The organism is Psychroflexus salis (genome assembly GCF_014640175.1).
GTDB classification, from domain to species: Bacteria; Bacteroidota; Bacteroidia; order Flavobacteriales; family Flavobacteriaceae; genus Psychroflexus; species Psychroflexus salis.
Map to the genome: position 1 here is coordinate 142,910 of NZ_BMGL01000007.1, position 26,058 is coordinate 168,967.

The 26,058-nt window shown below is 32.5% G+C and carries 24 protein-coding genes and 1 tRNA gene; 3 read left to right on the plus strand and 22 right to left on the minus strand.

The window, feature by feature from the left end; genetic code table 11:
• Positions 1-25 precede the first annotated feature (25 nt).
• A complete protein-coding gene (locus tag IEV63_RS07160; protein WP_188406114.1) occupies positions 26-961 on the plus strand; it encodes an SPFH domain-containing protein in 936 nt (311 codons plus the stop codon).
• Between the two features lie 14 nt (positions 962-975).
• Here IEV63_RS07160 and IEV63_RS07165 read toward each other — a convergent pair whose 3' ends face one another.
• From IEV63_RS07165 to IEV63_RS07215, 11 genes are all read right to left on the minus strand, one after another.
• Positions 976-1,419 (minus strand): GNAT family N-acetyltransferase, encoded by a 444-nt coding sequence (locus IEV63_RS07165; protein WP_188406115.1) that lies wholly within the window; start codon positions 1,417-1,419, stop codon positions 976-978.
• 1 nt (position 1,420) lies between these two features.
• Entirely contained in the window at positions 1,421-2,320 is a 900-nt protein-coding gene (locus IEV63_RS07170; protein WP_188406116.1) for a cation diffusion facilitator family transporter, read from the minus strand.
• A 99-nt stretch (positions 2,321-2,419) separates the two neighbouring features.
• Positions 2,420-2,851 carry a ribose 5-phosphate isomerase B gene (gene rpiB, locus IEV63_RS07175; protein WP_188406117.1) on the minus strand — a complete coding sequence of 144 codons (432 nt, stop codon included), beginning with the start codon at positions 2,849-2,851 and terminating at the stop codon, positions 2,420-2,422.
• A gap of 136 nt (positions 2,852-2,987) precedes the next feature.
• Positions 2,988-5,429 (minus strand): ribonucleoside-diphosphate reductase subunit alpha, encoded by a 2,442-nt coding sequence (locus IEV63_RS07180; protein ID WP_188406118.1) that lies wholly within the window; start codon positions 5,427-5,429, stop codon positions 2,988-2,990.
• 122 nt (positions 5,430-5,551) lie between these two features.
• On the minus strand, positions 5,552-6,532 hold the full coding sequence (locus IEV63_RS07185) for a ribonucleotide-diphosphate reductase subunit beta (RefSeq protein WP_188406119.1): 981 nt from the start codon (positions 6,530-6,532) through the stop codon (positions 5,552-5,554).
• A gap of 266 nt (positions 6,533-6,798) precedes the next feature.
• Positions 6,799-8,085, minus strand: a complete 1,287-nt coding sequence (locus tag IEV63_RS07190; RefSeq protein WP_188406120.1) for a hemolysin family protein — start codon at positions 8,083-8,085, stop codon at positions 6,799-6,801.
• Between the two features lie 11 nt (positions 8,086-8,096).
• Entirely contained in the window at positions 8,097-8,294 is a 198-nt protein-coding gene (locus tag IEV63_RS07195) for an LPXTG cell wall anchor domain-containing protein (RefSeq protein WP_188406121.1), read from the minus strand.
• Positions 8,284-8,841, minus strand: a complete 558-nt coding sequence (gene lptC, locus IEV63_RS07200; protein WP_188406122.1) for an LPS export ABC transporter periplasmic protein LptC — start codon at positions 8,839-8,841, stop codon at positions 8,284-8,286. Before lptC ends, IEV63_RS07195 begins: the two co-directional genes overlap by 11 nt.
• Position 8,842: 1 nt before the next feature.
• Positions 8,843-10,213 carry a tetratricopeptide repeat protein gene (locus IEV63_RS07205; protein ID WP_188406123.1) on the minus strand — a complete coding sequence of 457 codons (1,371 nt, stop codon included), beginning with the start codon at positions 10,211-10,213 and terminating at the stop codon, positions 8,843-8,845.
• Between the two features lie 11 nt (positions 10,214-10,224).
• Positions 10,225-11,475 carry a BamG family beta-barrel-assembly machinery protein gene (gene bamG / locus IEV63_RS07210; RefSeq protein ID WP_188406124.1) on the minus strand — a complete coding sequence of 417 codons (1,251 nt, stop codon included), beginning with the start codon at positions 11,473-11,475 and terminating at the stop codon, positions 10,225-10,227.
• Complete coding sequence (locus tag IEV63_RS07215) at positions 11,459-12,208, minus strand: type III pantothenate kinase (protein ID WP_188406125.1); 750 nt, start codon at positions 12,206-12,208, stop codon at positions 11,459-11,461. Before IEV63_RS07215 ends, bamG begins: the two co-directional genes overlap by 17 nt.
• A 94-nt stretch (positions 12,209-12,302) precedes the next feature.
• Between IEV63_RS07215 and IEV63_RS07220 the strand changes: the two genes are divergently transcribed.
• Both IEV63_RS07220 and IEV63_RS07225 read left to right on the plus strand, forming a co-directional pair.
• Positions 12,303-12,375: transfer RNA gene (locus IEV63_RS07220), tRNA-Phe, on the plus strand.
• A 76-nt stretch (positions 12,376-12,451) separates the two neighbouring features.
• Positions 12,452-12,793: a GIY-YIG nuclease family protein gene (locus IEV63_RS07225; protein WP_262890057.1), complete on the plus strand. Its 342-nt coding sequence runs from the start codon at positions 12,452-12,454 to the stop codon at positions 12,791-12,793.
• 75 nt (positions 12,794-12,868) lie between these two features.
• On the opposite strand, the gene IEV63_RS07230 is transcribed toward IEV63_RS07225, so the two are convergent.
• From IEV63_RS07230 to IEV63_RS07280, 11 genes are all read right to left on the minus strand, one after another.
• Positions 12,869-13,732, minus strand: coding sequence for a hypothetical protein (locus IEV63_RS07230; RefSeq protein WP_188406126.1), 864 nt, complete (start codon positions 13,730-13,732; stop codon positions 12,869-12,871).
• Positions 13,733-13,911: 179 nt separating this feature from the next.
• Entirely contained in the window at positions 13,912-15,435 is a 1,524-nt protein-coding gene (locus IEV63_RS07235; protein ID WP_188406127.1) for a class I SAM-dependent DNA methyltransferase, read from the minus strand.
• A 2-nt stretch (positions 15,436-15,437) separates the two neighbouring features.
• Positions 15,438-16,409, minus strand: coding sequence for a virulence RhuM family protein/type II toxin-antitoxin system death-on-curing family toxin (locus IEV63_RS07240; protein ID WP_188406128.1), 972 nt, complete (start codon positions 16,407-16,409; stop codon positions 15,438-15,440).
• Positions 16,410-16,447: 38 nt separating this feature from the next.
• Positions 16,448-17,848, minus strand: coding sequence for a restriction endonuclease subunit S (locus IEV63_RS07245; protein ID WP_188406129.1), 1,401 nt, complete (start codon positions 17,846-17,848; stop codon positions 16,448-16,450).
• A gap of 12 nt (positions 17,849-17,860) precedes the next feature.
• Positions 17,861-18,691 (minus strand): DUF8757 domain-containing protein, encoded by an 831-nt coding sequence (locus IEV63_RS07250; protein WP_188406130.1) that lies wholly within the window; start codon positions 18,689-18,691, stop codon positions 17,861-17,863.
• A 2-nt stretch (positions 18,692-18,693) separates the two neighbouring features.
• Entirely contained in the window at positions 18,694-19,548 is an 855-nt protein-coding gene (locus IEV63_RS07255; protein WP_229737204.1) for a DUF488 domain-containing protein, read from the minus strand.
• Positions 19,549-19,635: 87 nt separating this feature from the next.
• A complete protein-coding gene (locus tag IEV63_RS07260; RefSeq protein ID WP_188406132.1) occupies positions 19,636-22,449 on the minus strand; it encodes a type I restriction endonuclease subunit R in 2,814 nt (937 codons plus the stop codon).
• Between the two features lie 192 nt (positions 22,450-22,641).
• Positions 22,642-23,289: an NUMOD1 domain-containing DNA-binding protein gene (locus tag IEV63_RS07265; protein WP_188406133.1), complete on the minus strand. Its 648-nt coding sequence runs from the start codon at positions 23,287-23,289 to the stop codon at positions 22,642-22,644.
• A complete protein-coding gene (locus IEV63_RS07270) occupies positions 23,276-24,724 on the minus strand; it encodes a primase-helicase family protein (protein ID WP_188406134.1) in 1,449 nt (482 codons plus the stop codon). Before IEV63_RS07270 ends, IEV63_RS07265 begins: the two co-directional genes overlap by 14 nt.
• Before the next feature lie 143 nt (positions 24,725-24,867).
• Positions 24,868-25,623, minus strand: a complete 756-nt coding sequence (locus IEV63_RS07275; protein ID WP_188406135.1) for a hypothetical protein — start codon at positions 25,621-25,623, stop codon at positions 24,868-24,870.
• Between the two features lie 171 nt (positions 25,624-25,794).
• Entirely contained in the window at positions 25,795-26,040 is a 246-nt protein-coding gene (locus IEV63_RS07280) for a hypothetical protein (protein ID WP_188406136.1), read from the minus strand.
• Between the last annotated feature and the right edge of the window lie 18 nt (positions 26,041-26,058).

The window sequence follows — 26,058 nt, forward strand, 5'->3', positions numbered from 1 at the left end:
TTTAGAAAGTAATAAAATAAACATCATGGGAAGTATTTTAAGCGTTGTAGCAATAATCTTAGTAGTGCTATTTATCATTTCATCAGTTTTTGTTGTAAAGCAGCAAACATCTGCTATTTTAGAACGTTTTGGGCGTTATTTAAGCATACGTAATTCGGGTTTGCAATTTAAAATTCCATTGGTAGATAAAGTTGCTGGACGTATTAATTTAAAGGTGCAACAACTAGATGTTTTTGTTGAAACTAAAACCAAAGATGATGTCTTTGTGGGTTTAAAAGTTTCTGTACAATACCAAGTAGTTAGAGATCGAGTTTACGATGCTTTTTACAAGTTAGAAAGTCCGAGTGCGCAAATTACTTCGTATGTGTTTGATGTTGTTCGAGCTGAGGTTCCTAAAATGAAACTCGACGATGTTTTTGAGCGTAAAGATGATATTGCCAATGCTGTAAAAGCTGAACTAAATGATGCAATGCAAGATTATGGATACGATATTATTAAAACCTTAGTAACGGATATTGACCCAGACGAGCAAGTTAAAGAAGCCATGAATAGAATTAATGCTTCTGAACGTGAAAAAGTTGCAGCCGAGTTTGAAGCTGAAGCAGAACGTATTAAAATTGTTGCTAAAGCTCGCGCTGAAGCTGAAAGTAAGCGATTACAAGGACAAGGTATTGCCGACCAACGTAGAGAAATTGCTCGCGGTTTAGAAGAAAGTGTAGATGTTTTAAACAATGTGGGAATTAACTCTCAAGAAGCTTCTGCTTTAATTGTAGTAACACAACATTACGACACCTTACAATCCATAGGAGGCGAATCGAATTCTAACTTAATTTTATTACCTAATTCTCCACAGGCTGGAAGTGAAATGCTGAACAATATGATTGCGTCTTTTACAGCATCAAGCCAAATTGGTGAACAAATGAAAAAACAAAACGAGAAAAAAGAACTCGATAAAAAATAGATTTTTAGTAAGATTTAGTTTTTTAAAATCATGTTTACATGCGGAATACCATCTTCTAAATAGCCTTGACCATCAACCTTAAAACCGTGTTTTTGGTAGAAAGCTATTAAATATTGCTGTGCAGAAATACGTATATTTTTCTCTTTTAGCGTAAAGTTGATGTAATTGATAGAATAGTCTAGTAATCGGTGTCCTACATCTTTTTTTCTATATTCAGCCTTTACAATAATTCTTCCAATACTAGCTTCTTTAAAATAATCACCTTTATTAAAAATTCGTGCGTAGGCTATAAGTTTGTTTTTTTCAAAACCCAAAACATGATATGCAAGTTGGTCTTTGCCGTCAATGTCTTGATAAACACAATCTTGCTCTACAACAAAAACTTCAGAACGCAGTTGTAGTAAACTATATAATTCGTTTAGTGTAAGTTGTTTGTATGTTTTTACTTTCCATTCCATTTTAATCTTGTACAATTATGTTTTTGTTATCGGGTTTTTGGTACTCCGGCTGAATGTTAATATGGTTAATACCATAATCTTTAACGGCAATAGCTTCAATTTGTTCTAAAATATCATCAAATTCAGATAAAGCAATATCTTCTTCAAAATCTACATGTGCTTCTAAATGTACTTCATTATCGTTCAATTGCCAAATATGTACATGGTGCATGTGTTTAACTTTAGGTAGTTTGTTTACTTTTAAAAGTAAATCATCTAAGTCAATATCGCTTGGTTTAAAAAGCATTAACACTTCAAAAGCTTTTTTTACCAATTGAAAACCCACAATTAGTAAATAAATGGCGATAATTAAAGTTAGCACTCCATCCACCCAGTAAATACCAAAAAAATACATAAGGAGTCCGCCAATTAGTACAGCAAACGAGCCGAGCAAATCGGTAAGTAAATGAAGATAAGACGACCGAATATTCATATTGTTTTTTGCGTCTGAATGTAAAATCCAGACACTAATCCCATTTCCTAAGATTGCTATGATTGAAAGCCAAATGACTAAACTAGCATCGATAATTTCAGGCTTAAAAAAGCGTTCTGTAGCTTCGATAATTAAAAAAACACCGATGACTAAAAGTGTAATTGCATTTACAAATGCAGCTATAATTTCAGCTCTTTTATAGCCAAAGGTTTTATTTTCTGAAGCTTTTTTGTTAGAAAGAAAAGATGCGATGTAACTAATAAAAAGCGAAACCACATCCGAAAAATTATGCAATGCATCTGAAAGTAACGCCAAACTCCCACTGATTATTCCGCCTATAATTTGCGCTAAGGTTATGAGCACATTCAAAATAATGGTAAGCAGCAAATTTTTTTGTTTGCTTTTGTATGTAGTGTGGGTGTGACTCAAATTGAATTATTTATGTCCCGTTTTAATTTTTGCTATTTTCTCTCATCTTGAGAAAGTTTAATGGAGTGATAACTGCAATTGAAGAATGTCTATAATCTTTTATGTGCAACTTATTTTATTCACTCTGTTTTGGTGTCTGCCGCCTTCAAAATCTGTGTTTAAGAAAACATCTACAAATTTTAAAGCATCTTCTTCGCTTACAAACCGAGCAGGAATACTTAAAATGTTGGCATTGTTGTGTTGCCGAGCTAAAGCCACAATTTCTGAGTTCCAGCACAAGGCAGAACGAATTTCTTGGTGTTTGTTTGCGGTCATGTTTGCCCCATTACCAGAGCCACAAATAATAATTCCAAAACTCGCTTTACCATCGCTCACATCTTTTGCTACGGGATGAATAAAATCGGGATAGTCTACACTTTCATTACTATCTGTACCGTGATTGATAACTGTATGTCCTGCTGCTTCTAGTTTTTTTGTAATTTTTTCTTTGTATTCGGTACCAGCGTGGTCGTTTCCTATTGCTATTTGCATTTTATTGTTGGGATTTAAGTTGTACTACAAAATTAAGTTTTTAGACGGCTTAATTAACTTGTTTTTAAAATAAAAAAAGCCTGTACAATAAAAATTACACAGGCTTGTTTAATTGGGTTGGTTGGTTTATGATTTATTAAGAACCGCACATTAAACAGTCGTCACCTTCCGCATCTTTAGATTGTTGAATAAGTGCTTTCAATTCTTCTGGTGATAACGAAGTATCGTCTGATATTTTAGCAGCTTTTACTTCCTGCATTTTTTGTGCATTTTTAGCAGGCAAGCTTTCTGCTGGAGTTTCTTGCTTTGCTTCTTTTTTTAAAGTAAACTTGATAGCATCTACAGCAGATTTGGTACGCAGATAATACATTCCTGTTTTTAAGCCACTCTTCCAAGCATAAAAATGCATAGAAGTAAGTTTTGCAAACGTAGCTCCTTCCATAAATAAGTTTAAAGATTGCGATTGATCGATAAAATAACCACGGTGTCTAGACATGTCTATAATATCTTTCATAGACAATTCCCAAACTGTTTTGTACAATTCTTTAATATCGTCTGGAATAATATCGATGTTTTGTACAGAACCATTGGCACGTAAAATAGCATCTTTTACATCGTCAGTCCATAAGTTACGTTCTACTAAATCTTCTAGTAAATGCTTATTAACTACAATAAATTCTCCAGATAGCACTCGGCGTGTATAAATGTTAGAAGTATACGGCTCAAATGCTTCATTATTACCTAAAATTTGAGAAGTAGAAGCTGTTGGCATTGGTGCGAGTAACAAAGAGTTTCTTACACCATGTTTTACTACATCTTCACGAAGTTTAGCCCAATTCCATCTTCCGCTTAAATCTTCATCTTTCAATCCCCACATATTGTATTGAAATTCTCCTTGGCTAATTGGAGAACCTTCAAAAGTAGAGTATGGGCCTTCCGTTTGTGCTAATTCCATTGAAGCAGTAACAGATGCAAAATATAAAGTTTCAAAAATTTCTTGATTTACTTTTTTTGCTTCATCGCAGGTAAATGGTAAGCGCATTTTAATAAACGTATCTGCTAAGCCTTGTATTCCTAAACCAACTGGACGATGGCGCATATTTGAATTTTCAGCTTCTTTTACTGGATAATAATTGCGATCGATTACTTTGTTTAAATTTTTAATTACTCTTTTGGTAATTTTATATAATTCTTTGTGATCGAATTCTTGGTTTTTTACAAATTTTGGCAGCGCAATAGATGCTAAATTGCATACTGCAATTTCATCTGGGCTTGTATATTCTAAAATTTCAGTACATAAGTTAGAAGAACGAATAGTTCCTAAATTCTTTTGATTCGATTTACGGTTGGCTGCATCTTTATACAACATGTATGGTGTACCCGTTTCAATTTGCGATTCTAAGATTTTTTCCCAAAGTTGTCTTGCCTTTATGGTTTTTCTTCCTTTACCTTCCGCTTCGTATTTTTCGTAGGTTTTATCGAATTCTTCGCCATACATATCGAATAATCCAGGACATTCGTTAGGACACATTAAGGTCCATTCTGCATTTTGTTCAACTCGTTTCATGAATAAATCTGGAATCCACATAGCGTAGAACAGATCTCTTGCTCTTAATTCTTCTGCTCCGTGATTTTTTTTCAAATCTAAAAAGCTCATAATATCCGCATGCCAAGGTTCTACATACATGGCAAACGAACCCTTTCTTTTCCCGCCGCCTTGGTCTACATAGCGTGCTGTATCGTTAAATACTTTTAGCATGGGTACAATTCCGTTAGAAGTACCGTTTGTACCAGCAATATAAGATCCTGTTGAGCGAATATTGTGGATAGACAATCCAATTCCACCCGCAGATTGAGAAATTTTAGCAGTTTGTTTTAAGGTATCGTAAATGCCGTCGATGCTATCGTCTTTCATGGTTAATAAAAAGCAAGATGACATTTGTGGCTTTGGTGTACCCGAATTAAATAGTGTTGGCGTAGCGTGAGTAAACATCATTTTAGACATGAGCTCATAAGTTTCGAGTGCACTTTCTAAGTCGTCTACGTGTATACCAACTGCAACACGCATAAGCATGTGTTGTGGTCTTTCGGCTACTTCACCATTTAATTTTAACAGATAAGAGCGCTCTAAAGTTTTGAATCCAAAATAGTCGTAATTAAAATCACGGCTATAAATTATTCTAGAATCTAATAAGTCTTTGTTTTCAATAATTACATTATAAACATCGTCTGCTAATAATGGGGCTTTCTTGCCCGTTCTTGGATTTACATATTCATATAAATCGGTCATTACTTCACTAAATGTTTTTTTGGTGTTTTTATGTAAATTCGAAACTGAAATTCGGGCAGCTAAGTGTGCATAATCTGGGTGAGTTGTAGTCATGGTTGCAGCAACTTCTGCAGCTAGATTGTCTAATTCACTTGTGGTAACTCCATCGTATAAACCTTCAATAACGCGCATGGCTACTTTGGTAGGAACGACCAACGGATTTAAACCGTAACAAAGTTTACGAACTCTTGCTGTTATTTTATCGAACATTACGGGCTCTTTATGGCCATCTCTTTTTACTACGTACATAATCTAAAAGTTTATTTTGTGAATTCTATGGTTGCTGTTGTTTCTGATTTCAGTCCTAAAGTAATAGTAGTGACTTAGCGTAAATAGCATTTATAATCAAAGTTTGTATTAAAAATTTTCGATTAAAAATCGGCGTCAAAACTAATTTTATTGTCTTTTTCTTTGTCCTTGTTCATTACTCCAGCCTTTTGGTATTCGCCTACGCGTTTTTCGAAAAAGTTAGTTTTTCCTTGTAGGTTAATCATATCCATAAAATCGAATGGATTAGAAACGTTGTATTCTTTTTCACAATCTAATTCGACTAAGAGTCGATCGGTTACAAATTCTAAATACTGCGTCATTAAAGTAGAATTCATTCCGATTAAACTAGCTGGAAGCGATTCAGTTATAAATTCGCGTTCTATGTTTAATGCATCGACAATAATTTCTTTAATTCGTTCTTTAGGAACTTTATTTACTAAATGATTGTTATGCAAGTGAACGGCATAATCGCAATGCAAGCCTTCATCGCGAGAAATTAATTCATTACTAAAAGTCAATCCCGGCATTAGTCCACGTTTTTTTAACCAAAAAATAGAGCAAAATGCACCTGAAAAGAATATTCCTTCTACGGCAGCAAAGGCAATAAGACGTTCAGCAAAACTAGGACTTTCAATCCACTTTAATGCCCAATCTGCCTTCTTCTTAATGGCAGGGAAATTTTCAATAGCTTTAAAAAGCACATTTTTTTCTTCTTCATCTTTTACATAGGTATCTATTAATAAAGAGTAGGTTTCCGAATGAATATTTTCCATCATGATTTGGAAACCGTAGAAAAATTTAGCTTCGGTATATTGTACTTCATTTACAAAATTTTCAGCTAGATTTTCGTTAACAATTCCATCTGAAGCTGCAAAAAACGCAAGAATATGTTTTATGAAATATTGTTCGTCTGCACTTAATTTATTTTCCCAATCACTTGTGTCTTGATGCAAATCGATTTCTTCGGCCGTCCAAAAACTGGCTTCTTGTTTTTTGTACCATTCCCAAAGGTCTTGATGTTTTATTGGGAATACTACAAATCGGTCTTTGTTTTCTTCTAAAATGGGTTCTTGTTGTGCCATATTATGCTGTTTTTTTGGAGTTAAAAGTTTGTTTTTGGGACTAACAAATATGTAAAATTATTCAGCATGATTTCGAAAAATTCGTCAAAGGTTTTCAACATAGTTTTCAACAGTCTTGAAAGCTAGGCTAACAGGGCGATTCCGGTAACCCTTTGGCATCCAGTTTTTTATATGTTATTCAACATTAAAAACCCTTTAAAATGGGGTGTTTCAAAAGATGTGTAGGATGTGTTTTGTTGGGGTGAGAATTTAAAATTAAGAAGTGTTTAATCTTCGATTAATTTTAATTCTACTGTTTCAATTTTAGTATTAGAAGTTTTTAGGATTTTAATTAAGAATTGTTCAATTTCTAACCGTTCGCCTTCTACGGGTATTTCTTCCGTAAAGTTTACAATAAAGCCACCTAAAGTTTCATATTGTTCGCTTTTAGGAATATTTAGTTTATAGGTTTCATTGAGGTAATCAACTTCTAGTCTAGCCGAAAAAATAAAGGTGTTGCTGTTTATTTGTTTTTCGTTAAGTTGAACAGGATCGTGCTCGTCTTCAATTTCTCCAAAGAGTTCTTCAACAATATCTTCTACAGTCATCATTCCGCTCGTGCCTCCGTATTCATCAATTACTACAGCAATGCTTTTTCTTTTTTTAATTAGCATATTAAGCACATCTTTAACTCTTGCAGATTCTGGCACATACACTACCGAGTGTAAGATATCTTTAATTTTTTCTGGCTTTTTAAACATGTCGAAGGAGTGCACATATCCAATAATATCATCTCTATTTTCTTTATAAACTAGCAATTTAGAAAAGCCAGTCTCTGAAAATAGTTGGATAAGTTGGTCTAGGTTTTCTTCTTCTTCAACAGCAATAATTTCATTTCTAGGTATCATTGCTTCTCTAGATTTTACATCTGAAAAATCTAAAGCGTTCTGAAAAAGCTGAATTTCGGAGTCAATCTCTTCATTTTCTTCTGCCACTTCCATTTGTTCGTTTATGTAGTTCCCTAGCTCTACTTTGCTAAAGGAAAGCTGAACTTGGTCGCCTTGAATTTTAAAAAACTTATTTAAAACTAAATCGGAAATCCACATTACAAAGCTGGAAAGAAAACTAAAAACGATATAGAAGAAATAGGCTGGGATGGAAAATATTTTAACTAAATTATTGGCATAGATTTGAAAAAACACTTTAGGAAAAAATTCTGCTGTAAATAAAATAATTAGTGTGGATATGAGTGTTTGTGTAAAGAGTTTAGCTTCGTCGAAAAAAAAATTAATTAGACCAAAGTCTGGATTTGCAAAGCTATTAAGTTTAAACATTAAAAAATCTCCCATGTAAAAACCGTATACAACTAGTGCAATATTGTTGCCAATAAGCATGGTTGCAATAAATTTTGATGGTTTTTTGGTAATTAGCCTTAGGACTTTTGCAATTAGATTATTTTGTTTTTTTTCTAATTCTATATATACTTTGTTGGCCGAAATAAAGGCGATTTCCATGCCTGAAAAAAAGGCAGAAAAAATAAGCGTTAAAACAATAACAAGTAGTTGGTTGTCCATTTATTGACTTTTTAGTCTTCTCTTTTTTTACGAAACCTTCTTTTAAAAACGAACATGAATAAGGCTGCTAGTGCAAGCCCCAGCATTAACCAAACTTTGCTAGATTGTTCTTGATAAGCAAGATAAGCTTCAACTATAAACAAGGCACATATTACAAGGTAAGCATATTCAAAAAATTGTAAAAATTTTGGGGGCTTATTATTTTTCATCGATGTATTGTATTCCTGTGTTTGTTCTCGAGTTGAAGGTATCAAAATTTTGATTAGCATCAAAACTTTCACCATCATTAACAGCACCATTTGGCATTTGTATGGTGTATGGTTGGTCTGTAAAAAGCCATCCTTCGCTTTCATCCCAATACAATTGTTGTGAGTTTAAGACGGCAGAATCGGCGGTTACTATTTTTACATTACCCCGTAAATCGATGATATCGGTTAATGTATAGATAATGGCATAGTCTGAAATTATTGTGTTTTTGGTAGAATCTTTTTTAAAGAAATCTACTTCAACTCCAATAGGAAACTCTCTGTACGGAAAAGTTTCGTTCGAAAAATCCAGCATTTTTGGGCTTTTTAAGTTGGCTTGTACCTTTCCACTATCGGTGTAAAATAAATTGATATCCTTGGTGGTGGATTGTGGACCAGAAAGCTCATTATTCATTTGCTTTACTTCGTCTAGGTTTCCATCACAAGCAAAAAGCATTGCTGTAAAAATGAATACAGCAATGCTTTTAAAAAGAATATGTTTTACTTTCATATTAAATGCTAGGTACGGTAACGCTTTCACCAATCCAGCATGAGTTATAAGTAATTTTTTCACCTTGTCTTCCAGATTGGAATACATCTTTAGTTTGCGGTGCTCTTCCTCTATAACTTTTAGCGGTTTGATTTGCGTTTTCTTTTAAAGCTGGAGAAACTCTTCCTGCTCTTTCGGCATAATCTGCAGCTAACCAATACACGGCTTGCTTTTCGAATAAATCAGCTCCACAATTGTTGGCAGAGTTTGCATACATGTCGGCAATTTTTAAATAAGCACGACCTAAAGAAGGTTGATTATCGAGTGCTTTTCTGTAATATGTTCTAGCATTTGAATAACTGTTTTTTGCTTTGTATGAATTAGCAATATTATAGTATACTTTTGCTTTATCTGCTGGTTTGGTTTCAAGTTCAGCCGATTGCTTATAATATTCTAAAGCTTTATTCAAGTCTCCAGAACGTTCTGCTAAACGTCCGATGTAAAGGGCAGATTTAGCAGATGGTTCTAACTCGTGTTGTTGCTCAACCAATTTCACAAATAATTCAGTGTCTGTACATTCTTTGGAGTATAACCTTCCGGCCGCTCTTTTAACCCATTCAATATCTCCTTTATTTTGTTCGTAATCTTTTTCAAATAATGGCACTAAATTATCGCAATCTGCGCGTGTACCAATTACCCCATTAACTGCACCTCGAATTACGTCGTAATTTTTAAGTCTTAATTCTGCATTTTTTAATAAACGTTGTTCCTTTTTACTTAATTCTTCTTTAGCTTCTTGTCTCTCGATAAGTGGTGCTGCTACCTTTGCTTGGTCATTTTCTAAATTTTCGATGTGTAGCAATACTTCATCATATTTTTCAAATACACTTTGTAAGCTTACTTTTTCGTTATCTAACAAGTTTACCATTAATAAAAAATACTCATAAATGGCTTTTGGATTGGTAAAGTTTTCTTGGTCTTCTGTCCAAGCTTCGTCAAATAAATTGAATTGATCTTCAACGCTTCCGAGTTTTGCATCATACATAACCATTGCGTTTGCAGACTTTATAGATCCTACATCAGTTTTTTCAGGGAAAAACTCGAGTCTTGCATTGTTATTGGCAATTAACTTTTTAGCAATTTCTTTTTGTTTTTCGGGGTCTGTTTCTTTTTCTAGAAGATCGTCAAACATAATGGCACCGCGTTGATATAATGCTATAGATGCATCTTTACAGTTTTCTATTAAGTCCTTGTAATGAATCATTGCTTCGTCGTAGTTTTTAACCTTAGCTGCTTCAGCAAAAAAAGATAATGAACGGCTACAGTCTTGAGCTAAAGATGAACTTATGCTAGTAAATAATGCGACCGTAAAAACTAAAAATTTAAATTTCATAATGTTTTTTTTTAATTGAATCTTCTTTCTACAAACCATTTATCGTTAAATGAGAAACTTATAAATATACTTAAAAAGTCTTCTTGAATAAGTGAGTTAGCTTTCGTTCCTCTTCTACCATACTCAATACCAAAGTTGGCATTAGTAAAGTATCGGCCTGCAGGAACACCTACTCCAAAAGATATGCCAAACTCATCAATGGTTTGACCGTTAATGCGCATATTGGTGTCTTGGTAACGCAATCCGGCTCGATAAGTTAAGCGGTTATAAAAGCCGCGAGGCGAATTGTATCTTGGTGTAAAAAAGCCACCAATTTTAAACTCATTAGCATCTTCGTAACTTACATTGTTTGGGACATTAAAATTTAAAGCTGTAAAATCTGGCGCAGTCCTAATGTTGTATTCGGCTCCAACAAACCACTTGAGTTGCTCTCCAAAACCAACACCAATAGATGTTGTTCCTGCTAGATTTACATCTGCATTAATGTCATTAATAATAATTTCATCGACTGCAATTTCAGTACCATCACTAGCTATTACAATGCTAGACGCACTCCGCGTACTTTCTGCGCTTAAAGCTGAGCCTGTTTGATGTCTTGCAGAAAGTCGGATATATTTATGCTTACTAATATAATAATCATACAATCCGCCAAAATCGAATGAAAAACCATTAATATTACTTTCGTTAAAATCTCTTGAACCATATTGCACTTGGCTTCTAAAAACCAAAGATTTATTTTCTATCGTACCAAAATTATAATTAGCCGTAGCACCAATCTTCAAGTTTTTTATTAATTCGTAACCCCAGCTTAAGTAAGTTGTATTTAAGCCACCACGACCTTGGAGAACAGAATTTTGATTTTCTAAGCTTTCGCTTATTTCATAGCCTACAGCAGTAGTTGGTCTTAAACCAATTCCAAATCCACCAATTTTTGTTGGAATTCCAATAGCAAAATAATCTATGGTTGTGTATCTATAATTGTCGCTTTGATTTTCGGATGCATAATCTACACTATTTACAGTAATTCCACCTGTAAATGTGGTAAGTTTTAAATCGCCATATGCAGCAGGGTTTTGTAAATTTAAGTGAATACTATCTGAGTAAACGCTTAAGCCAGCCATAGATCGATTTTCTGCAGTTGCTTTAAAGCTTTGTGAACCAACGCCATAAAAGGAATAAGGTGAATATGTGCCTCGTTGTGCATTTACAGAAAGGCTAATAAAAACAACGATTATAAGTGCAAGACTACTTTTTATGTGCATTTGAATTATAAATAAGTATTTGATGTAAACCAAACAACTGAAAATTTGAGTTGGCAAAGATGCTATTTTTTACTCGCTCAGCCAAAACTTGTGCGTTACCTCCTGTTAAAACTAGTGTTAAATCTTTATAATCAGCTATATACTGATTGTAAAATCCTTCAATTTCATGAACTACAGCTTGAAAAACACCAATTTTTAAAGATTCTTCAGTTGTTTGTCCTATATAATTTTGTGGAATACGATCCAACATAGTAATTAACGGTAATTTTTCTGTAAAATTATGCATGGCTTTAAATCGCATATCAATTCCAGCTGAAATTGCACCACCTAAATACACGCCAGACTGCAATATAAAATCGTAGGTAATGCAAGTTCCTAAGTCTACAATTAAACAATTTTTTTTAGGATAAATAAAGTTTGCGGCTACTGCAAGTGCAATCCGATCCACTCCTAAACTATGTTTAGTTTGGTACTGATTCTGTATTGGAATTGCTGTCTTATGGCTAAATTCTATACAATTGGTATTTTTATTTAACAGGCTTAACCAATTGATGTCGACTTTTCCTGATGCAGAAACAATCGAATTTTGAATTTTAGGATATGCTTCAAAGATATGATCAAGTTGCTTTTTAAAAAGTTGATGTGACTCTGCTTTGCTGACTATTAGTTTTTTAGACTCATTAAATAGAGCATATTTAACTTTTGTATTTCCAACATCAATTACTAAATCCATAGATATAAATAAAAACGAAATTACAAAATTGAAATTTTTACTAGTTATTTTTGGTTAATAAATAAATGAGATTATATTTGCAGCCGCAATCAACGGTGCCTTAGCTCAGTTGGTAGAGCAAAGGACTGAAAATCCTTGTGTCCCTGGTTCGATTCCTGGAGGCACCACATTGCAAGCCGCATCCTTACAAGGTTGCGGCTTTTCTATTTAATTAAAATTCAATTTTTTGAAGACTCATATTATTTGTACATCATTTTAAGCAAGGTGTTGGATAAATATTTAGTAAGTGAATCTAAAAACAAGAGCAGAAGATTACAGCTTCATAATGAGCATTATTTTAAAAAATCATACACTAAATCTGCAACTGATTGGGTTTTGAAACTAGTGTTTGAATGTGAAAACAAACTCAAAGCTCAGAAATTAGAAAGGTTTGTTAAGCGAATGAAATCAAGAACGTTTATTGAAAAAGTAGCACTGAAATTCAGAAACAAAAAATCCCGATGCTTTTGCATCAGGATTTTGTTGGCTCCCCCTCAAAGACTCGAACTTTTTTACTTAATATATTCATTTTTAAATAGTTGTTGACTCGTTAACTTAATTGGTTACCGAATTGTATACCTTTTAATTAATTTATTTAAAATTTTATTTTTCAGTTTATATCTATTTGTAACCGAATGACCTTGTTAATTTCTCTTTATTGAACTTGTCATTAAAAACCTTTATTTTTCCTTTGAGTTTTACTTTTGAAAAATCAAAATTGTCTAACTGACTTTTAGAAACTAATATATTACCACCAACTTTTTTTAATGATGACACATCATGACAAGTAGTCTTTCGTAAGTTTAGATTGCCTTTAACTTCTTCCAAAGATGCTAAAGATACATGTGTGTTCTTTAAATTTAAATCTCCATAAACTTTATTTAATGGATTAATGGAATTTAAATTTTCTTGATACACGTGATTAGAAAACCATAAATCTCCAATCACTTCGGTTAAGCTACCAAAGTCATTTAATTGAGTATCAATTCCTAGAGTACCTTTAATTTTTTTTATTTGTCCAAATGATTTAATAAAATTTTCTTGTAATAACCCATTACGATTATGGTATTTATCTCTAACAATTATGTTACCATGGATAATTTGAGTTGCGAGCACTAAAAAATATTTTTTATTGTCTCTTTCAACCTGCAATAAAAAAGGATTTCTGTTCAATTCTGGTAATTCGAAAAGTGTTTTAAATTCTTCAACTATATAACCTGTGGTATCTTTTAGCCAGTTAATGGCAATTTCTTCCTGAGCTTTTTGAGTTAGATTAAACTTACTAGGAAAATCAGGTACTTTTACATCAGGATGTTTGTGAGTAGATATTATCAGCTCTCCTTTTTTTATGATTTTGTCTGTTGTTTCGTCAGCTTCAATCTCTAATCTTTTTAAAATATCATCTTCTTGAACTCTAACTGAAATATTTGTAAGTGTTTTAAAAGGAATACCGTTTTGATCTATGTAGTTGTAAATTTTAAACATCTAGGTTATTTAAAGTATTCAACATACTAGATAATATTTTTTATAATTTCTTACTCATTATAATATTCAAAAGCATCAACTCTTTTTTTAAAAGGAAACTTTAAACAATTTTCTATAATAAAAAATGACTTATAGTTTTAGTACTATGAATATTGAGCTCCAACTAGTCGTATTTTATTTTACTTTTTATCTTCTTGAATTACATCAACAATGCTTCTAAAGCTATTTAGTCCAGATTCTAGGTTTTCCATAATCTCATTGGCTAAAATATCGGGGTCAGGTAAATTTTCTAAATCAGTTAAGCTTTTATCTCTCAACCAAAATATGTCTAGGCTTGTCTTATCTCTGGCAATGACTTCGTCGTAAGTATATTTTTTCCATCTACCATCTTGATTATCTTCGCTCCAAGTTTCTTCCCTTTTAGCAATATTTTTTCCATTATAGAGCTCAACAAATTCTTTCAGATGCTCTTCACGCATTGGACTTTTCTTTGGGGTATGATGTACGTTTGTTCTGTAATCATAAAACCAGATTTCTTTTGTCCAAGCTTCTTTACTTGCTGGTTTATTAGTAAAAAACAACACATTGGCTTTCACGCCTTGTGCATAAAAAATCCCAGTTGGTAGTCTTAGTATGGTATGTAAGTTAGTTGTTTTTAATAATTGCTTTCTCACTTCCTCACCAGCACCTCCCTCAAACAATACATTATCAGGAAGAACAACAGCTGCTTCGCCATTAATTTTTAATTGTGTTTTTATGTGCTGTAAAAAGTTTAGTTGTTTATTTGAAGTAGTCTCCCAAAAATCCTGACGATTATAACTTAAATCTTCTTTTTCAACATCACCCTGCTCATTCGTAGAAGTCATGGTGCTTTTCTTTCCAAAAGGTGGATTAGCTAGTACATAATCATATCGAGTGCCATCATCTGATACAAGAGCATCATTTGGACTTATAAATGATTCTCCGTCAATCTCTCCAATGTTATGTAAATACATATTCATTAAACACATTCTACGGGTGTTGGCAACTATTTCGTTACCATAAAAAGTTTTGTTTTTAATGAATTCTTTTTCTTCTCGGTCTAGGCTGTGATTCTCTACTATCCAGTCATAAGCAGCTAAAAAGAAACCACCTGTACCACATGCGGGATCTGATATGGTTTTTAAAGGTTTAGGCTGAACACAGGCTACCATTGTTCTTATCAATGCTCTAGGGGTAAAGTATTGACCTGCGCCACTTTTAGTGTCTTCTGCATTTTTCTCTAGAAGTCCTTCATAGATTTTCCCTTTTATGTCAGCTCCCATCATCGACCAATCTTCCTTGTCTATAAGATTGATGACTTTTAAAAGTTTAGCTGGGTCTTGTATCTTATTTTGACTTTTGGTAAAAATCTGCCCTAATGTTCCTTTTTCTGTAGATAAAGTCCTTAGTAATTGAACATAAAAAGATTCTAGCTCTGCTCCTCGTTTGCTAGATAGGGTTTCCCAATTAGCAACTTCTGCGTCTTCAACTTCATTGCCTTCTACATCTTTTAGCTTAGGAAACTCTAAACCCTTATTGTATGGTGGCTTGTTGAGTTCATCTGCCATCTTTAGAAATAACAAATAGGTAATTTGCTCTAAGTAATCTCCATAGCCTACACCATCGTCACGTAGTACGCTGGCAAGGTTCCATATTTTTGATATTATTGTTGAGTCTGTCATCTTTATTTATTTCTATTTAATACGCTAATTACTAACCGTTTTACGATTTCCATTTCTTCTGATTTGCTTGAAGCTATAAAAAGGGTTAAACTGGCTAGTGTATCATTACTAATTATAGGTTGATTTTTTGTGTTGAAAAGCATGTGATTTTGTTGTAAAAACTTAAGAAAACAGGCGGCTGCAATTCTTTTATTACCATCTACAAATGAATGGTTTTTTACAATTAAATATAAAAGCATTGCTGCTTTTTCTTCTAAGCTTGGATAAAAGTCAACTTCACCAAAGCCTTTGGTAATTTGCGCTACAGAACTTTGAAAGCCTTTATCTTTTTCTTTGCCAAATACATCAGTGTCAAATTCGGTGAGCATTTGACGAATTAGCTTTTCATAATCGTCTAAACTTGGGTATTTGGCTTCTTTGGTTGTGAGTCCTTGCGTGTCTAGTTGTTCGTGGTCGTAATCGTCTAACAAACTTAAACCTTTAGAAAATTTTGTTAGCCATTCATTATCTGCTGCTTTCTCTTCAATGGCTCTGCTTAAGATTTGAATGCCACTTTTTAGTAGCTGAACTTCTTGTTCTTTTTGCGCCAAACGTTTTTCGTTAACGGCATATCCTTTTACCAAATAGTCTTTTAAAACACGATTTGCCCAGATTCGAAATTGTGTTGCACGTTTAGATTTTACACGGTAACCCACCGAGATTATGGAATCTAAGTTATAGTGTAGCTGCTTTCGTTTTACGGTTCTTGTTCCTTCTTTTCGAACTTGTAAGAAATCCTTACAAGTTGCTTTTTCATCCAATTCTTGGTCTTTGTACACACTTTTTAGATGCATTGTAATATTTTGAGGTGTAGTCTCAAAAAGTTCTGCCATTTGTGCTTGAGTAAGCCAAACCGTATCCTGCTCAAATTGTACGTTAATTTGAGTAGTACCATCATTGGCTTTGTAAATCTCTATTTGGTTTTGTTTATCCATTTATTTTTTTCCAACTATTGCAATTTTTACACAAGTTGCTACTTCTTTTTCTCTTTTTTTATTTTTTCCAACAACACACTAGCTGGCTCATAATCGGGCTGAGCTTTGCATTGAGCAATTTCTTCTTCACTTAACAATTTACCTTCAAAAGCTTTTTTAAGAATGCTCTGGCGCAAGGCTTTAGCTTTTTCCAAGCTCTCACTAATATTTTGCTCTACAGCATCACAAACCGATAAACGAGATTCTATTTCTTTGACGATTTGGTGTTGTTCTGTCATTGTTGGAACTTGTATTGGATAAAGTGCAATTTGGTCAAATTTAACTCGCGGTTTGTCTCCAGCGGATTGGTTATTTGACCAATGAACAAAATCTTGCTGATGTAATATAAGTTTTAAATAATTAGGATTAAAACCTTTAATCGTTTCTAAAATTATAAATTCCCCTGAAGCAACACCTTCATATTCTGCTTGATAAACTTTGTTTAGGTAAGGTCTTAAACGACCATATAAAACGTGATTCGTATTGAACCAATTTCCTGCACTTTTAAATTCCTTGAATTTGTATGTAAAATAAGGTTTAAGAGCATTTTTTTCTAAACAGTCCATACCAATAAACGGAAATTCTGGTGCTTCTTCAGGCATCATTTTGTTTGAAATTTGGAAAACTAATTCACCCAAGTTTAAAATAGGTAATGTGCTTGATTGTTCAATTTCTGGGTAATCAATGAGCTTTTTAGGTTTCTTTGGCTTTATTCCTACTTCTTGATTTTTCTCCCAAGCTTTAACAGCTTCTTTCCAAACAGTTAATTGTTGTTCATAGTGCTTTTGTCGTTCTTCTTTTATCTTATCTAACAATTCTTCAGCAGAAGGTAAGTTTGTTTGTTTTTCTCTCCATTCTTTCGTCAACTCCCCCTCAAACGCTTTTTTCAACACCGCTTGTCTATAAATTTTGAGTTGCTCTTGTGCTTTTTTAAGGTCGGCTATGCCATGGTCTAAATCTGAAAATAAGGCTTCTATTTTTTTGACGATTGCTTTTTGGATGGGAACAGATTTTAATGGAAAGTATTCTTTTTCAATATGTTGATAATGTCTTGCATATCCATTATCCTTTATTTTGAATACTAAAACTTCTGTTATATAAGATAAATATTTGGGTGATATATGCTTTTTTGGTTGTAAAACTTTTGTTCCATCTGCTCCTGGTGCAAAGGGAAAACTAACAAGTTTTACATTTTTTGTGTGGTCTCCAAATACAATTACTGGTAATTTACATTCGAGAATTTTATCTTTATCATTAGTATATCCTCCTATAACATTTTGACCTTGGTCAATAACAGGTATTTCTCCAATCTTCAAATACTCTTTCTGCTTTAATTTTTGTTTTGTAGTGGAAATTTTAAAAACAGCATCTTTATAATTTATTAGGCAATCTTCTTCCATTATGCTGCTTATTTAAAATAATTTAGTTTGAATATCTTTTTTAGGGTAAAATACGCCTATAATGACAAAAGGATTTTTTGACCTTCGGGTGTGCCACTCTTTGGTAGTTCCCAAGAATAGGTAGATGTCTTTGTTGTTGATAAAGTTGGTTTCGTATTGTTGGCGTACTTTTTCTAAAGCAATGGTTTCATCATTATTGGAATTTTTTAAGCAATTCCAATAGAGCTGCCCAATTTCCCAATCTTCTATCATCAAATTTCGTTTTTTACCTGTTTCATCTTCAAATTCGTACTTAAACTTATAAGGCACTTTTGGGAAAGCTTTTTCAGGTGTTTGCTTTTCATCTGCAAACAAATCCATTTGGTTTTGCAGTGCTTGCCACACAGGTTTCCATTCGGATTCGTCTTTTTCTATAAGTAAACGATGAATTTTTGCAGGTTTAAATGTAGCTAAGGATTTGTTTTGGGGAGCTTTGCTTTCTTCAATTAATGTATTCATGTTGGTATATACATTATTGAGACAATAGTTTTTTCGCAACTGCCAATTTTGTTTTGTATCTAAGGTTTCACCTACTGCTAAATCTTGAAACTCATAATCTTTAGGAGAATAACTTTCTGGTCTAAAATCGTCTGTACGTTTTTTTAAATCAAGTTCAATCCAGGTGTATTTTGTTTGTTTTACTTTTCCTTCTTTTTTTAAACCTTTCAGAAAACTTAAAGGCATAGGATAAATTCTTATCCATTCACCATTCTCTAAAACTCCTGCTGTACAAACCAGTTCATCATAACTTCTTGAAGGAAGTGGGTAAGTGGTTACGGTGAGCAAGACTTTTTTTACTGGCATTTTTACAGATGGATTAATTCGTATTTAAATTCTGGCAACCCACAGATGGCTTCAGCTAAATGTTTTCGGTGACATTGGCAGATGTCTTTTTCAAAACAAGTAATGGCAACACGGTCATGTTTTTTAATTAAGTCATGAATTTGTTCTTGTTGACTTATCGTTTTTGGAATCACAGTTTTTTTGTACTCTTCAAATAAAATATCGTAGTCTTTTTGGGTATTTAGTTCTTTTCTTTTATCAGAAAGAATCCCCACTTCTGGAACATGTAGAAACTGAATCCCTACGCCTTCACAAGCCATTTTTAACTGAGATTTATTGAATCCGTATTTCATGCTAAACGAATTCTTCCTTACATCACATAGAACTTTCACATCAGCTTTCAACAATTTATTGATATATTGTTCAATGCTTATTCCTTCATAACCAATTGTAAAAAGCGCATTTTTCGAAGATTTTGGAATTTGCTTTTTCACCTTTTTCAATTCATCACTATTTAATACTTGATGAGCTATTTTACTATTAATAGCGTAATAAGGAAAGTTACGGTATGTGTGTTTTATTAAATATTCAGATGATTTATCAGTAAAATGTTTTTTTAGCTCAATCAATGCTAATTTGTCATTTTGTTTTAATTCATTGATGTAGGATTGCGTTGTAGTTCTTTTCCATGATTTAACATCTTCAGTTACCCATTCATATTTACGCATGGTAGATAAATCTGCATTAGCTTGAAATGAAAAGCAACCATATTTATAGGGTACAAAATAGTAACTTGGTTTTTCTTGTTGCAAACCTAAAAGCATCAATAGTTTTTGAAGCTGAAATTTTTCAAGTTCATCATCAAATAATTCAAGCATTGACAATATAATTTTTCTTCTATAAAACATTTTCTAATTTTAAGTAATATGCAAAAATAACAATTTGTTATGTGCATATCATGATACCTAAGCTACTAATACTTTATTCAATTCATCGATTACTATTTCCATGTCATTTCCAAACAGTTGATACATTTTACCTCTGCCACCTTGGTTATCGAAAGGCGTATAATCTAAATCGTCAATCTCGATATGATAACTACTCACAATATGGTCTTTTATCATTCGTAACCATTGCATTTGCTCTTTGTTGAATCTATTGTGTTTTCCTGCATTTTGTTTAAAAATCCAGTTTTTAAAGTTTTCATCGATAGTTTTATCAAAGGCTACAAGTTTACTGTCAATTCCGCATGCTCTTCTAATTAAAGATACTAGGGCAGTGAGTTCATCTTTAGGCTGCTTGCTTTTCACCTCTTCAATTTGTGAATAGGCATCCCAAACATAATCTGGTGCTAATAAAGGTTTTTCCAACTTCATTTTTTCCATTACCTCTTTAATCATTTTGAAGGTGATTTCCCTTCTGTTATAAGGTTGATTATAAAAGATGCTCAAGGCTTTTATTTCATCTTTGTTGGCTTCTAAATACGCATTAAAATCTTTAATTACTGCTTTGGCTTTATCTACAGAATTGGTGTCCCATTCACTTTTAGTCACCGTATCTATATTGACATGGTCAATAATTTGTTCGTGAATTTTTCTAACATTTTCAAGGTAGTCATTAAATTCTCCATTAAACGTTTTGCTGGCTTCATTTATTAATTCTTCCTGAGCTTTCTTTTTGGTTTCTTCAACTCGTGTTGGTGTTCTGTCCTCAATAGGAATTTTATCAATTTTAGTTTGGGCTTTCTCATTAATGGCGTCCTGGTCAAAAGCTGTGATGAGCTCTTTTGTAATTTGCTTTAGGTTTTTACCTTTAGATAATTCAAGAATTTTATCTTTCTCTTTATCTGTAATTTGCTTTTCCAGACGTATCAAACGATTGGCTAAAGACAAAAACAAATCTTCTTCTGCCACACCCATTGTAATGGCGCCAAGTAAATCCTTCATCGCAACACTTGGTTGGCGTTCTAAGGGTCTGCTATCTGTTTTCTTGGATTTGGTGGCACCTACAGCATCTACAATAACAAAGTGTGTTTTACTATTTGCCGTTCGGGATACCAATTGTAGTGAATCTTTATTAATGGTTCTAGTTCCTCTCCCTTTCATCTGCTCAAAGTAGTTGACACTTTTTACATCACGCATAAAGAGCAGTACTTCTAAAGGCTTTACATCTGTTCCTGTAGCTATCATATCTACTGTCACTGCAATACGTGGATGATAAGAATTTCTAAATCTATTTAAGACTGACTTGGGATCTTCTTCAATTTTATAAGTTACTTTTTTACAAAAATCATTGCCTTCATCAAATTCTTCACGGATGATTTTTATAATGTCATCTGCATGACTATCGGTTTTGGCAAAAACTAAAGTTTTTGGTACTTCATAGTCTCCGTTTTCATCACTTCTATTTGGGAAAATTGTGGTTTTTAAAGCTCTTTTATATTCACGTATTATATTCCTGATCTGACTAGGATTGACTACTTTTTTATCTAAATCGTTGCGTTTATACTCGGTATCTTCATCTTCTTGTTGCCACCTTTTCTTTCTAGTTAGCTTATCCCGCCTATCTACAAACCAACCTGCTTTAACAGTCTCTCCCTTTTGAGAAATTTCAGTTTCAATTGTATAGACATCATAGGGTACATTTACTCCATCAGTCACAGATTCTTCATAAGTATATTGGCTTACTACATTTTCATTGAAGAATCCAAACGTTCTTTTATCAGGAGTAGCGGTTAATCCTATAAGGAATGCATCAAAATAATCTAAGACTTGCTTCCATAAATTATAAATGGAACGGTGAGCTTCATCTATTACAATAAAGTCAAATTGTTCAATAGGCACTCTTGGCGTATATTCCACAGGAATAGCCTTCTTTTCAGACATTTTACTTTTCAGCCAACTACTTTCATTAGGATTATCTTGTTCAGCACTTTCTTCTAGTTCTTCTCCCTTTAAGATAGAATATAGGCGTTGTATGGTAGAAATAGAGACTTGGCTATCAGTCGCTATATAACTTGAAGTTAATCGCTGTACGTTGTATAATTCAGTAAATTTTCGGTTATCATCATTGGGCTGAAAAGTCATAAATTCTTGCTCAGCTTGTTCACCTAAATTTTTGGTATCTACCAAAAACAAGATTCGTTTAGCATCTGCATGCTTCAGCAATCTATATACAAAAGTAGCAGCTGTAAATGTTTTCCCAGCTCCTGTAGCCATCTGGATAAGAGCTTTTGGTCTGTTTTTTTTGAAAGAATGCTCAAGGTTATTTATAGCAACTATTTGAGCAGGTCTTAATCCAGTTTCATCCAAGGCAGGCATTGAGCGCAATCTCGCTCTAAGGCTTTTCTCTTTTTTAAGCCATTCTGCAATTGTTTCAGGCTTATGAAACCAAAATACTGCTCTACCTCTGGGTTTTGGGTCTCTATAATCCGTAAAACGAGTTATAGTACCAGTGCTTTCGTACACAAAAGGCAAAGGGTCGTTGTTTAAATATTTTAGTTTTGCGTTTGCGTATTTAGAAGATTGTTCCTCAACAACTGTAAATCTATGTCCTTCATCTTCTCTTTTGGCTTCAATTATACCAACAGGCTTCTTATCTACAAAAAGCACATAGTCAGCAGGTCCAACATCAGTTTGATATTCTCTAACTGCTACACCTTTACCTGCAAATAAATCTATTTCATTTTTAGATTGAACCAACCATCCAGAATGAACTAACATTTTATCGATTCTATCTCTCGCTATTTGTTCAGGGTTTTGGTTTATATTTATGGACATTGCTTTCTGGTTATTGTATTTGCAAAATACATAAATTAAATGAAATGTTTATTTAGGCAAAGCTTAGGATTTTAAACTAATGTAGTTTTAAAGTAAATATCGATTAAATCTAACTAAGAATAACCAATGTCCAACAACAAAAAAGGCTAGCAAATCAATGCTAACCTTCTTTTTTAATCTATTTATTAGGTATTATTTAAAAATCCATTTATACCCCCCTGCAGATTTACGCTCATTTCTGCATACTTTGGCAATACAGGATTTGTTTATTCCAGTTGATCTAGAAGCTTCAGCAATAGATTCAAAGATTTCTACTCCATAACCATCAAGTGTTAATTGTATTATTTTCTTTTTTCTTGAATCTTCTCTCTGTAAAACTTCATATAAATCATATGACCAATAAAAATCTCCTGCTGTATTAGCATAACCTAAGCAAGCGTTGCTTATAGCATTCTTAGTTAATCCAACTGATGCTGCTGCAGCTTCTAATGATTTAAATTGACTTACTAATTCTCCTGTTTTAATATTGTATTGATAGACGGATTTTTTTATACCGCCACCCCTATCTGAATTATAACCGTTCTCAACGCAATTGTACTCTAATATGTACTTTGATTCTTTTCTAGCAAGTTCATCTACTGAGCTTGCTGTATCAATGGTTTCCCATTCAAATGCATCTTCTCCATAAGTTGCAATAGCTTCATAAAATTTACCATCTTCGTTTCTATTAGCTCTTTCTGTATGGTCTAGCTTTCTCTGTTCTACTGAATAAGTAGTAGCTCCAATATAGCTTTCGTTAGTAAACTTGTTTGTTGTTTTGTAAATTTTAAATTTTCTCATTTGCTTGGGTTTTAATAAAAAATTTTCTATAATTAGGTAGAAAATTAATTTTACTAATAATCGAGAATTTATTAACTCCACCAGAAGACGTGGAAATATATTTGTATTTATTGCCTAAATATTCTGAATAATTTTTTAAAAATTTATGGAACATACTTGTTGAGATTTCACTACCACTTTCTAGTGTTTTATTGTATTTGTCCTTCAACTTGTTTTTATCATAAATAGTTCCTATTTTGATATTTCGCATCGCAAAATTAGGGAAATTATGGCTTGTCTTATCTTTTAAAATACTTAACGCCAAATTATCATCCTTAAATTCAAGTCTGCCGTTTTTCAAATAGCTAGAAACACATTTCATCATAAACACATAAAATAAATTCCATTCTTTACTACTCCAGTGATCTTCAAAAAATAAATTACCAAATTCATCTTCAGGTGTATATTTATCATCAAAATAATTTTCAAGCTCAAACTCCCATCTCCTTCTTCTGTCCGATGATCCGCCTGTTCCGTTTACGTAATGATTTGATGAAATCAGCATTTTAGGAGCCAAATGCTTAGGTATTATGAACGCGGATTTACGCTTCTTTTCTACTTCTATATCTCCAGTGATTACAGAGAAAAAATCATTTAAATTAACCCCTTTCTTTAGGTCATCATATATGATTATATCTGATGTAATATCAAGTCTTTGATTTTTAAAGAAACTTCCTTTTTTAATTTCCTTACCATCGAATTGAATAGCTTGTCTGCATTTTCCAATTGCATCTTGAATTAAAGATTTACCAGAACCACCATTTGCAAGATTATTCTCTCTCATTTTAGCGTCATAAAAAATCACACATCTTCCCGCTTCTTTTCTTCGGTTTCTATGCATTAAATAACCGAGAATAGTCTGAAAAGAATTGAATTTTTTTTCTATTTCACCTGATATTTTTTTACAAAACTTCTCAAATTGACCAATTTCTTGAGTTTTTAAATAATCACTTTTAAATTCATGTTTAATAAGTCTACTTTTCCATATGCAAAATTTCAATTCAGCATATTTTTTAAATACTATTTCGTTTTTATCAATTTCACAAAAACCATTTAAAAAGAAAAATCTAGAATTATATATTTCATCTCTATCTGAATTTATTTTTACAGGTTTAAGAAAATTCAGTTTACTTTTATTAATATATGATCCTATTCCTTCTATTAATTTTTGAAGTACTTCTTCTTCATTAATTGCTGTTAGGTGCTCTCTTAAAAAATAGGTAATCTCTTCTATACTAGAAGCATTAATAAGGTTATTATCTATTCTTACAATTTCTTCATTTATAACTTTATCTGAACACCTGTAAAATCCATTTAATTCTAAAAAATTTATAAGCTTCATATTGTTAATTTTGATTTTTCCTTGGGTTTTCTCCCAAAATTTAATTTTTTTCATTTTTAAATTTTTTATTTTGCCCATTTATCAGCAGGGCTTTAACTGTTGTGCTCCTAATTTCTTCGGATAAATTGAAACACAACACAAAAATACCACAACAACAGACAGTTAGAAGGGGTCAAAAAAAGTCCCCTACTATTCAATCACCGAAATAAAGCTTCGTAAAAGTCATCTTCCTTAAAAATTTCCTTTAACCTTGTGTAAGCTTTTTCAAAAGATCTAGAAGAGTTCTTAATTTCTCCTATTTTTTTTCTTGAGTTTTTGTAGGCTTGATGTTCACCGTTTTTAGAATTATAATAAGAAAAATTTTCGTCAATAATTAATCCTAATTCTGCATCTGTGATACTCGGATCAATATGCTTATTTTCTCTTAGTAGAGTCATTAAAATTAAAAAATCTGATTTACGCCATTTTAGAACAATCCTTTTTTTAAGCATTATTGAATTTGTCATTCTTTTTGACGAATAGTAGTCTATAACACTATTAAGTTCATTTTTTAGTAAGGCTTTTACATCTGTTGGAAGGTGTTGAGATGTTTCTAATTTTAATAACAAGCCTTGGTAATACTTGATTTTTTGTTCAGAATATTTTTCCAAAGATTCATCACCATATATTCCATTAAGTTTAATTTTTGATTTATCAGTTTCAATGTAATATGCACTGAGTTTTTTTAATTTAGGTTTTAAAAAATCTTTGTAAAAGAACTTTTCAACATATTGATCTTTTGAACTATCTTCAAAATTTGGCTTTTTAATAATGGTAGAAAATTCTACTAAAATAGGTTTAGTCAATTTTGTATATTTATCTCTTTCGCTTAACATGTAAAAGTCTTCTTGAACTCTTATAAATTTTTTTTCATTGATTAACTTTTGCAAATTAAGTTTTACTGCATGTATCATATTTCTATATTTTGTTGACTTGTTAACTTATTTTTCAAAAATAATAAGCCTTACCTATAATTATAGTAAGGCTTTTTACTTCTTACCATTTTCAGTGGTTTTTTTAAGGCTAAAAACCGTCTCAAAAGGTTTGCACCAAAATACAGCATAAAACCTAATATTATATAGCTATTAGATGATTTCAAAGTGATAATAGTAATAGGGCTTTCCATTAATAATAAAAACAGTGATAAAGCTTTCAGTAACTTTTACTGATTCAACTATGACCAATTGATTTTTTTTTAAGCTGTTTATATCTCTTTTTACTTTTACTTTAAATGGGCAGATTCTAGTATCAAGTTGATTTGTTTCATCTACAATATAAATTTGATTAGGCGAGCAAAACTTCAAAATAAAGGCTAGTCTTTTCTTTTTCATTTAGGTGGATATAAAGTA

Coding starts and splice junctions, on each gene's coding strand:
- IEV63_RS07195 (WP_188406121.1), bottom strand. CDS start 8,294: ATGAAAAATAATAAGCCCCCAAAATTTTTACAATTTTTTGAATATGCT.
- IEV63_RS07280 (WP_188406136.1), bottom strand. CDS start 26,040: ATGAAAAAGAAAAGACTAGCCTTTATTTTGAAGTTTTGCTCGCCTAAT.
- IEV63_RS07160 (WP_188406114.1), top strand. CDS start 26: ATGGGAAGTATTTTAAGCGTTGTAGCAATAATCTTAGTAGTGCTATTT.
- IEV63_RS07165 (WP_188406115.1), bottom strand. CDS start 1,419: ATGGAATGGAAAGTAAAAACATACAAACAACTTACACTAAACGAATTA.
- IEV63_RS07235 (WP_188406127.1), bottom strand. CDS start 15,435: ATGACAGACTCAACAATAATATCAAAAATATGGAACCTTGCCAGCGTA.
- IEV63_RS07205 (WP_188406123.1), bottom strand. CDS start 10,213: ATGAAATTTAAATTTTTAGTTTTTACGGTCGCATTATTTACTAGCATA.
- bamG (WP_188406124.1), bottom strand. CDS start 11,475: ATGCACATAAAAAGTAGTCTTGCACTTATAATCGTTGTTTTTATTAGC.
- IEV63_RS07185 (WP_188406119.1), bottom strand. CDS start 6,532: ATGGCACAACAAGAACCCATTTTAGAAGAAAACAAAGACCGATTTGTA.
- IEV63_RS07180 (WP_188406118.1), bottom strand. CDS start 5,429: ATGTACGTAGTAAAAAGAGATGGCCATAAAGAGCCCGTAATGTTCGAT.
- IEV63_RS07215 (WP_188406125.1), bottom strand. CDS start 12,208: ATGGATTTAGTAATTGATGTTGGAAATACAAAAGTTAAATATGCTCTA.
- IEV63_RS07265 (WP_188406133.1), bottom strand. CDS start 23,289: ATGAGAAAATTTAAAATTTACAAAACAACAAACAAGTTTACTAACGAA.
- rpiB (WP_188406117.1), bottom strand. CDS start 2,851: ATGCAAATAGCAATAGGAAACGACCACGCTGGTACCGAATACAAAGAA.
- IEV63_RS07275 (WP_188406135.1), bottom strand. CDS start 25,623: ATGATACATGCAGTAAAACTTAATTTGCAAAAGTTAATCAATGAAAAA.
- IEV63_RS07260 (WP_188406132.1), bottom strand. CDS start 22,449: ATGTCCATAAATATAAACCAAAACCCTGAACAAATAGCGAGAGATAGA.
- IEV63_RS07270 (WP_188406134.1), bottom strand. CDS start 24,724: ATGAAAAAAATTAAATTTTGGGAGAAAACCCAAGGAAAAATCAAAATT.
- IEV63_RS07245 (WP_188406129.1), bottom strand. CDS start 17,848: ATGGAAGAAGATTGCCTAATAAATTATAAAGATGCTGTTTTTAAAATT.
- IEV63_RS07255 (WP_229737204.1), bottom strand. CDS start 19,548: ATGCTTGAATTATTTGATGATGAACTTGAAAAATTTCAGCTTCAAAAA.
- IEV63_RS07240 (WP_188406128.1), bottom strand. CDS start 16,409: ATGGATAAACAAAACCAAATAGAGATTTACAAAGCCAATGATGGTACT.
- lptC (WP_188406122.1), bottom strand. CDS start 8,841: ATGAAAGTAAAACATATTCTTTTTAAAAGCATTGCTGTATTCATTTTT.
- IEV63_RS07190 (WP_188406120.1), bottom strand. CDS start 8,085: ATGGACAACCAACTACTTGTTATTGTTTTAACGCTTATTTTTTCTGCC.
- IEV63_RS07230 (WP_188406126.1), bottom strand. CDS start 13,732: ATGTTTAAAATTTACAACTACATAGATCAAAACGGTATTCCTTTTAAA.
- IEV63_RS07250 (WP_188406130.1), bottom strand. CDS start 18,691: ATGCCAGTAAAAAAAGTCTTGCTCACCGTAACCACTTACCCACTTCCT.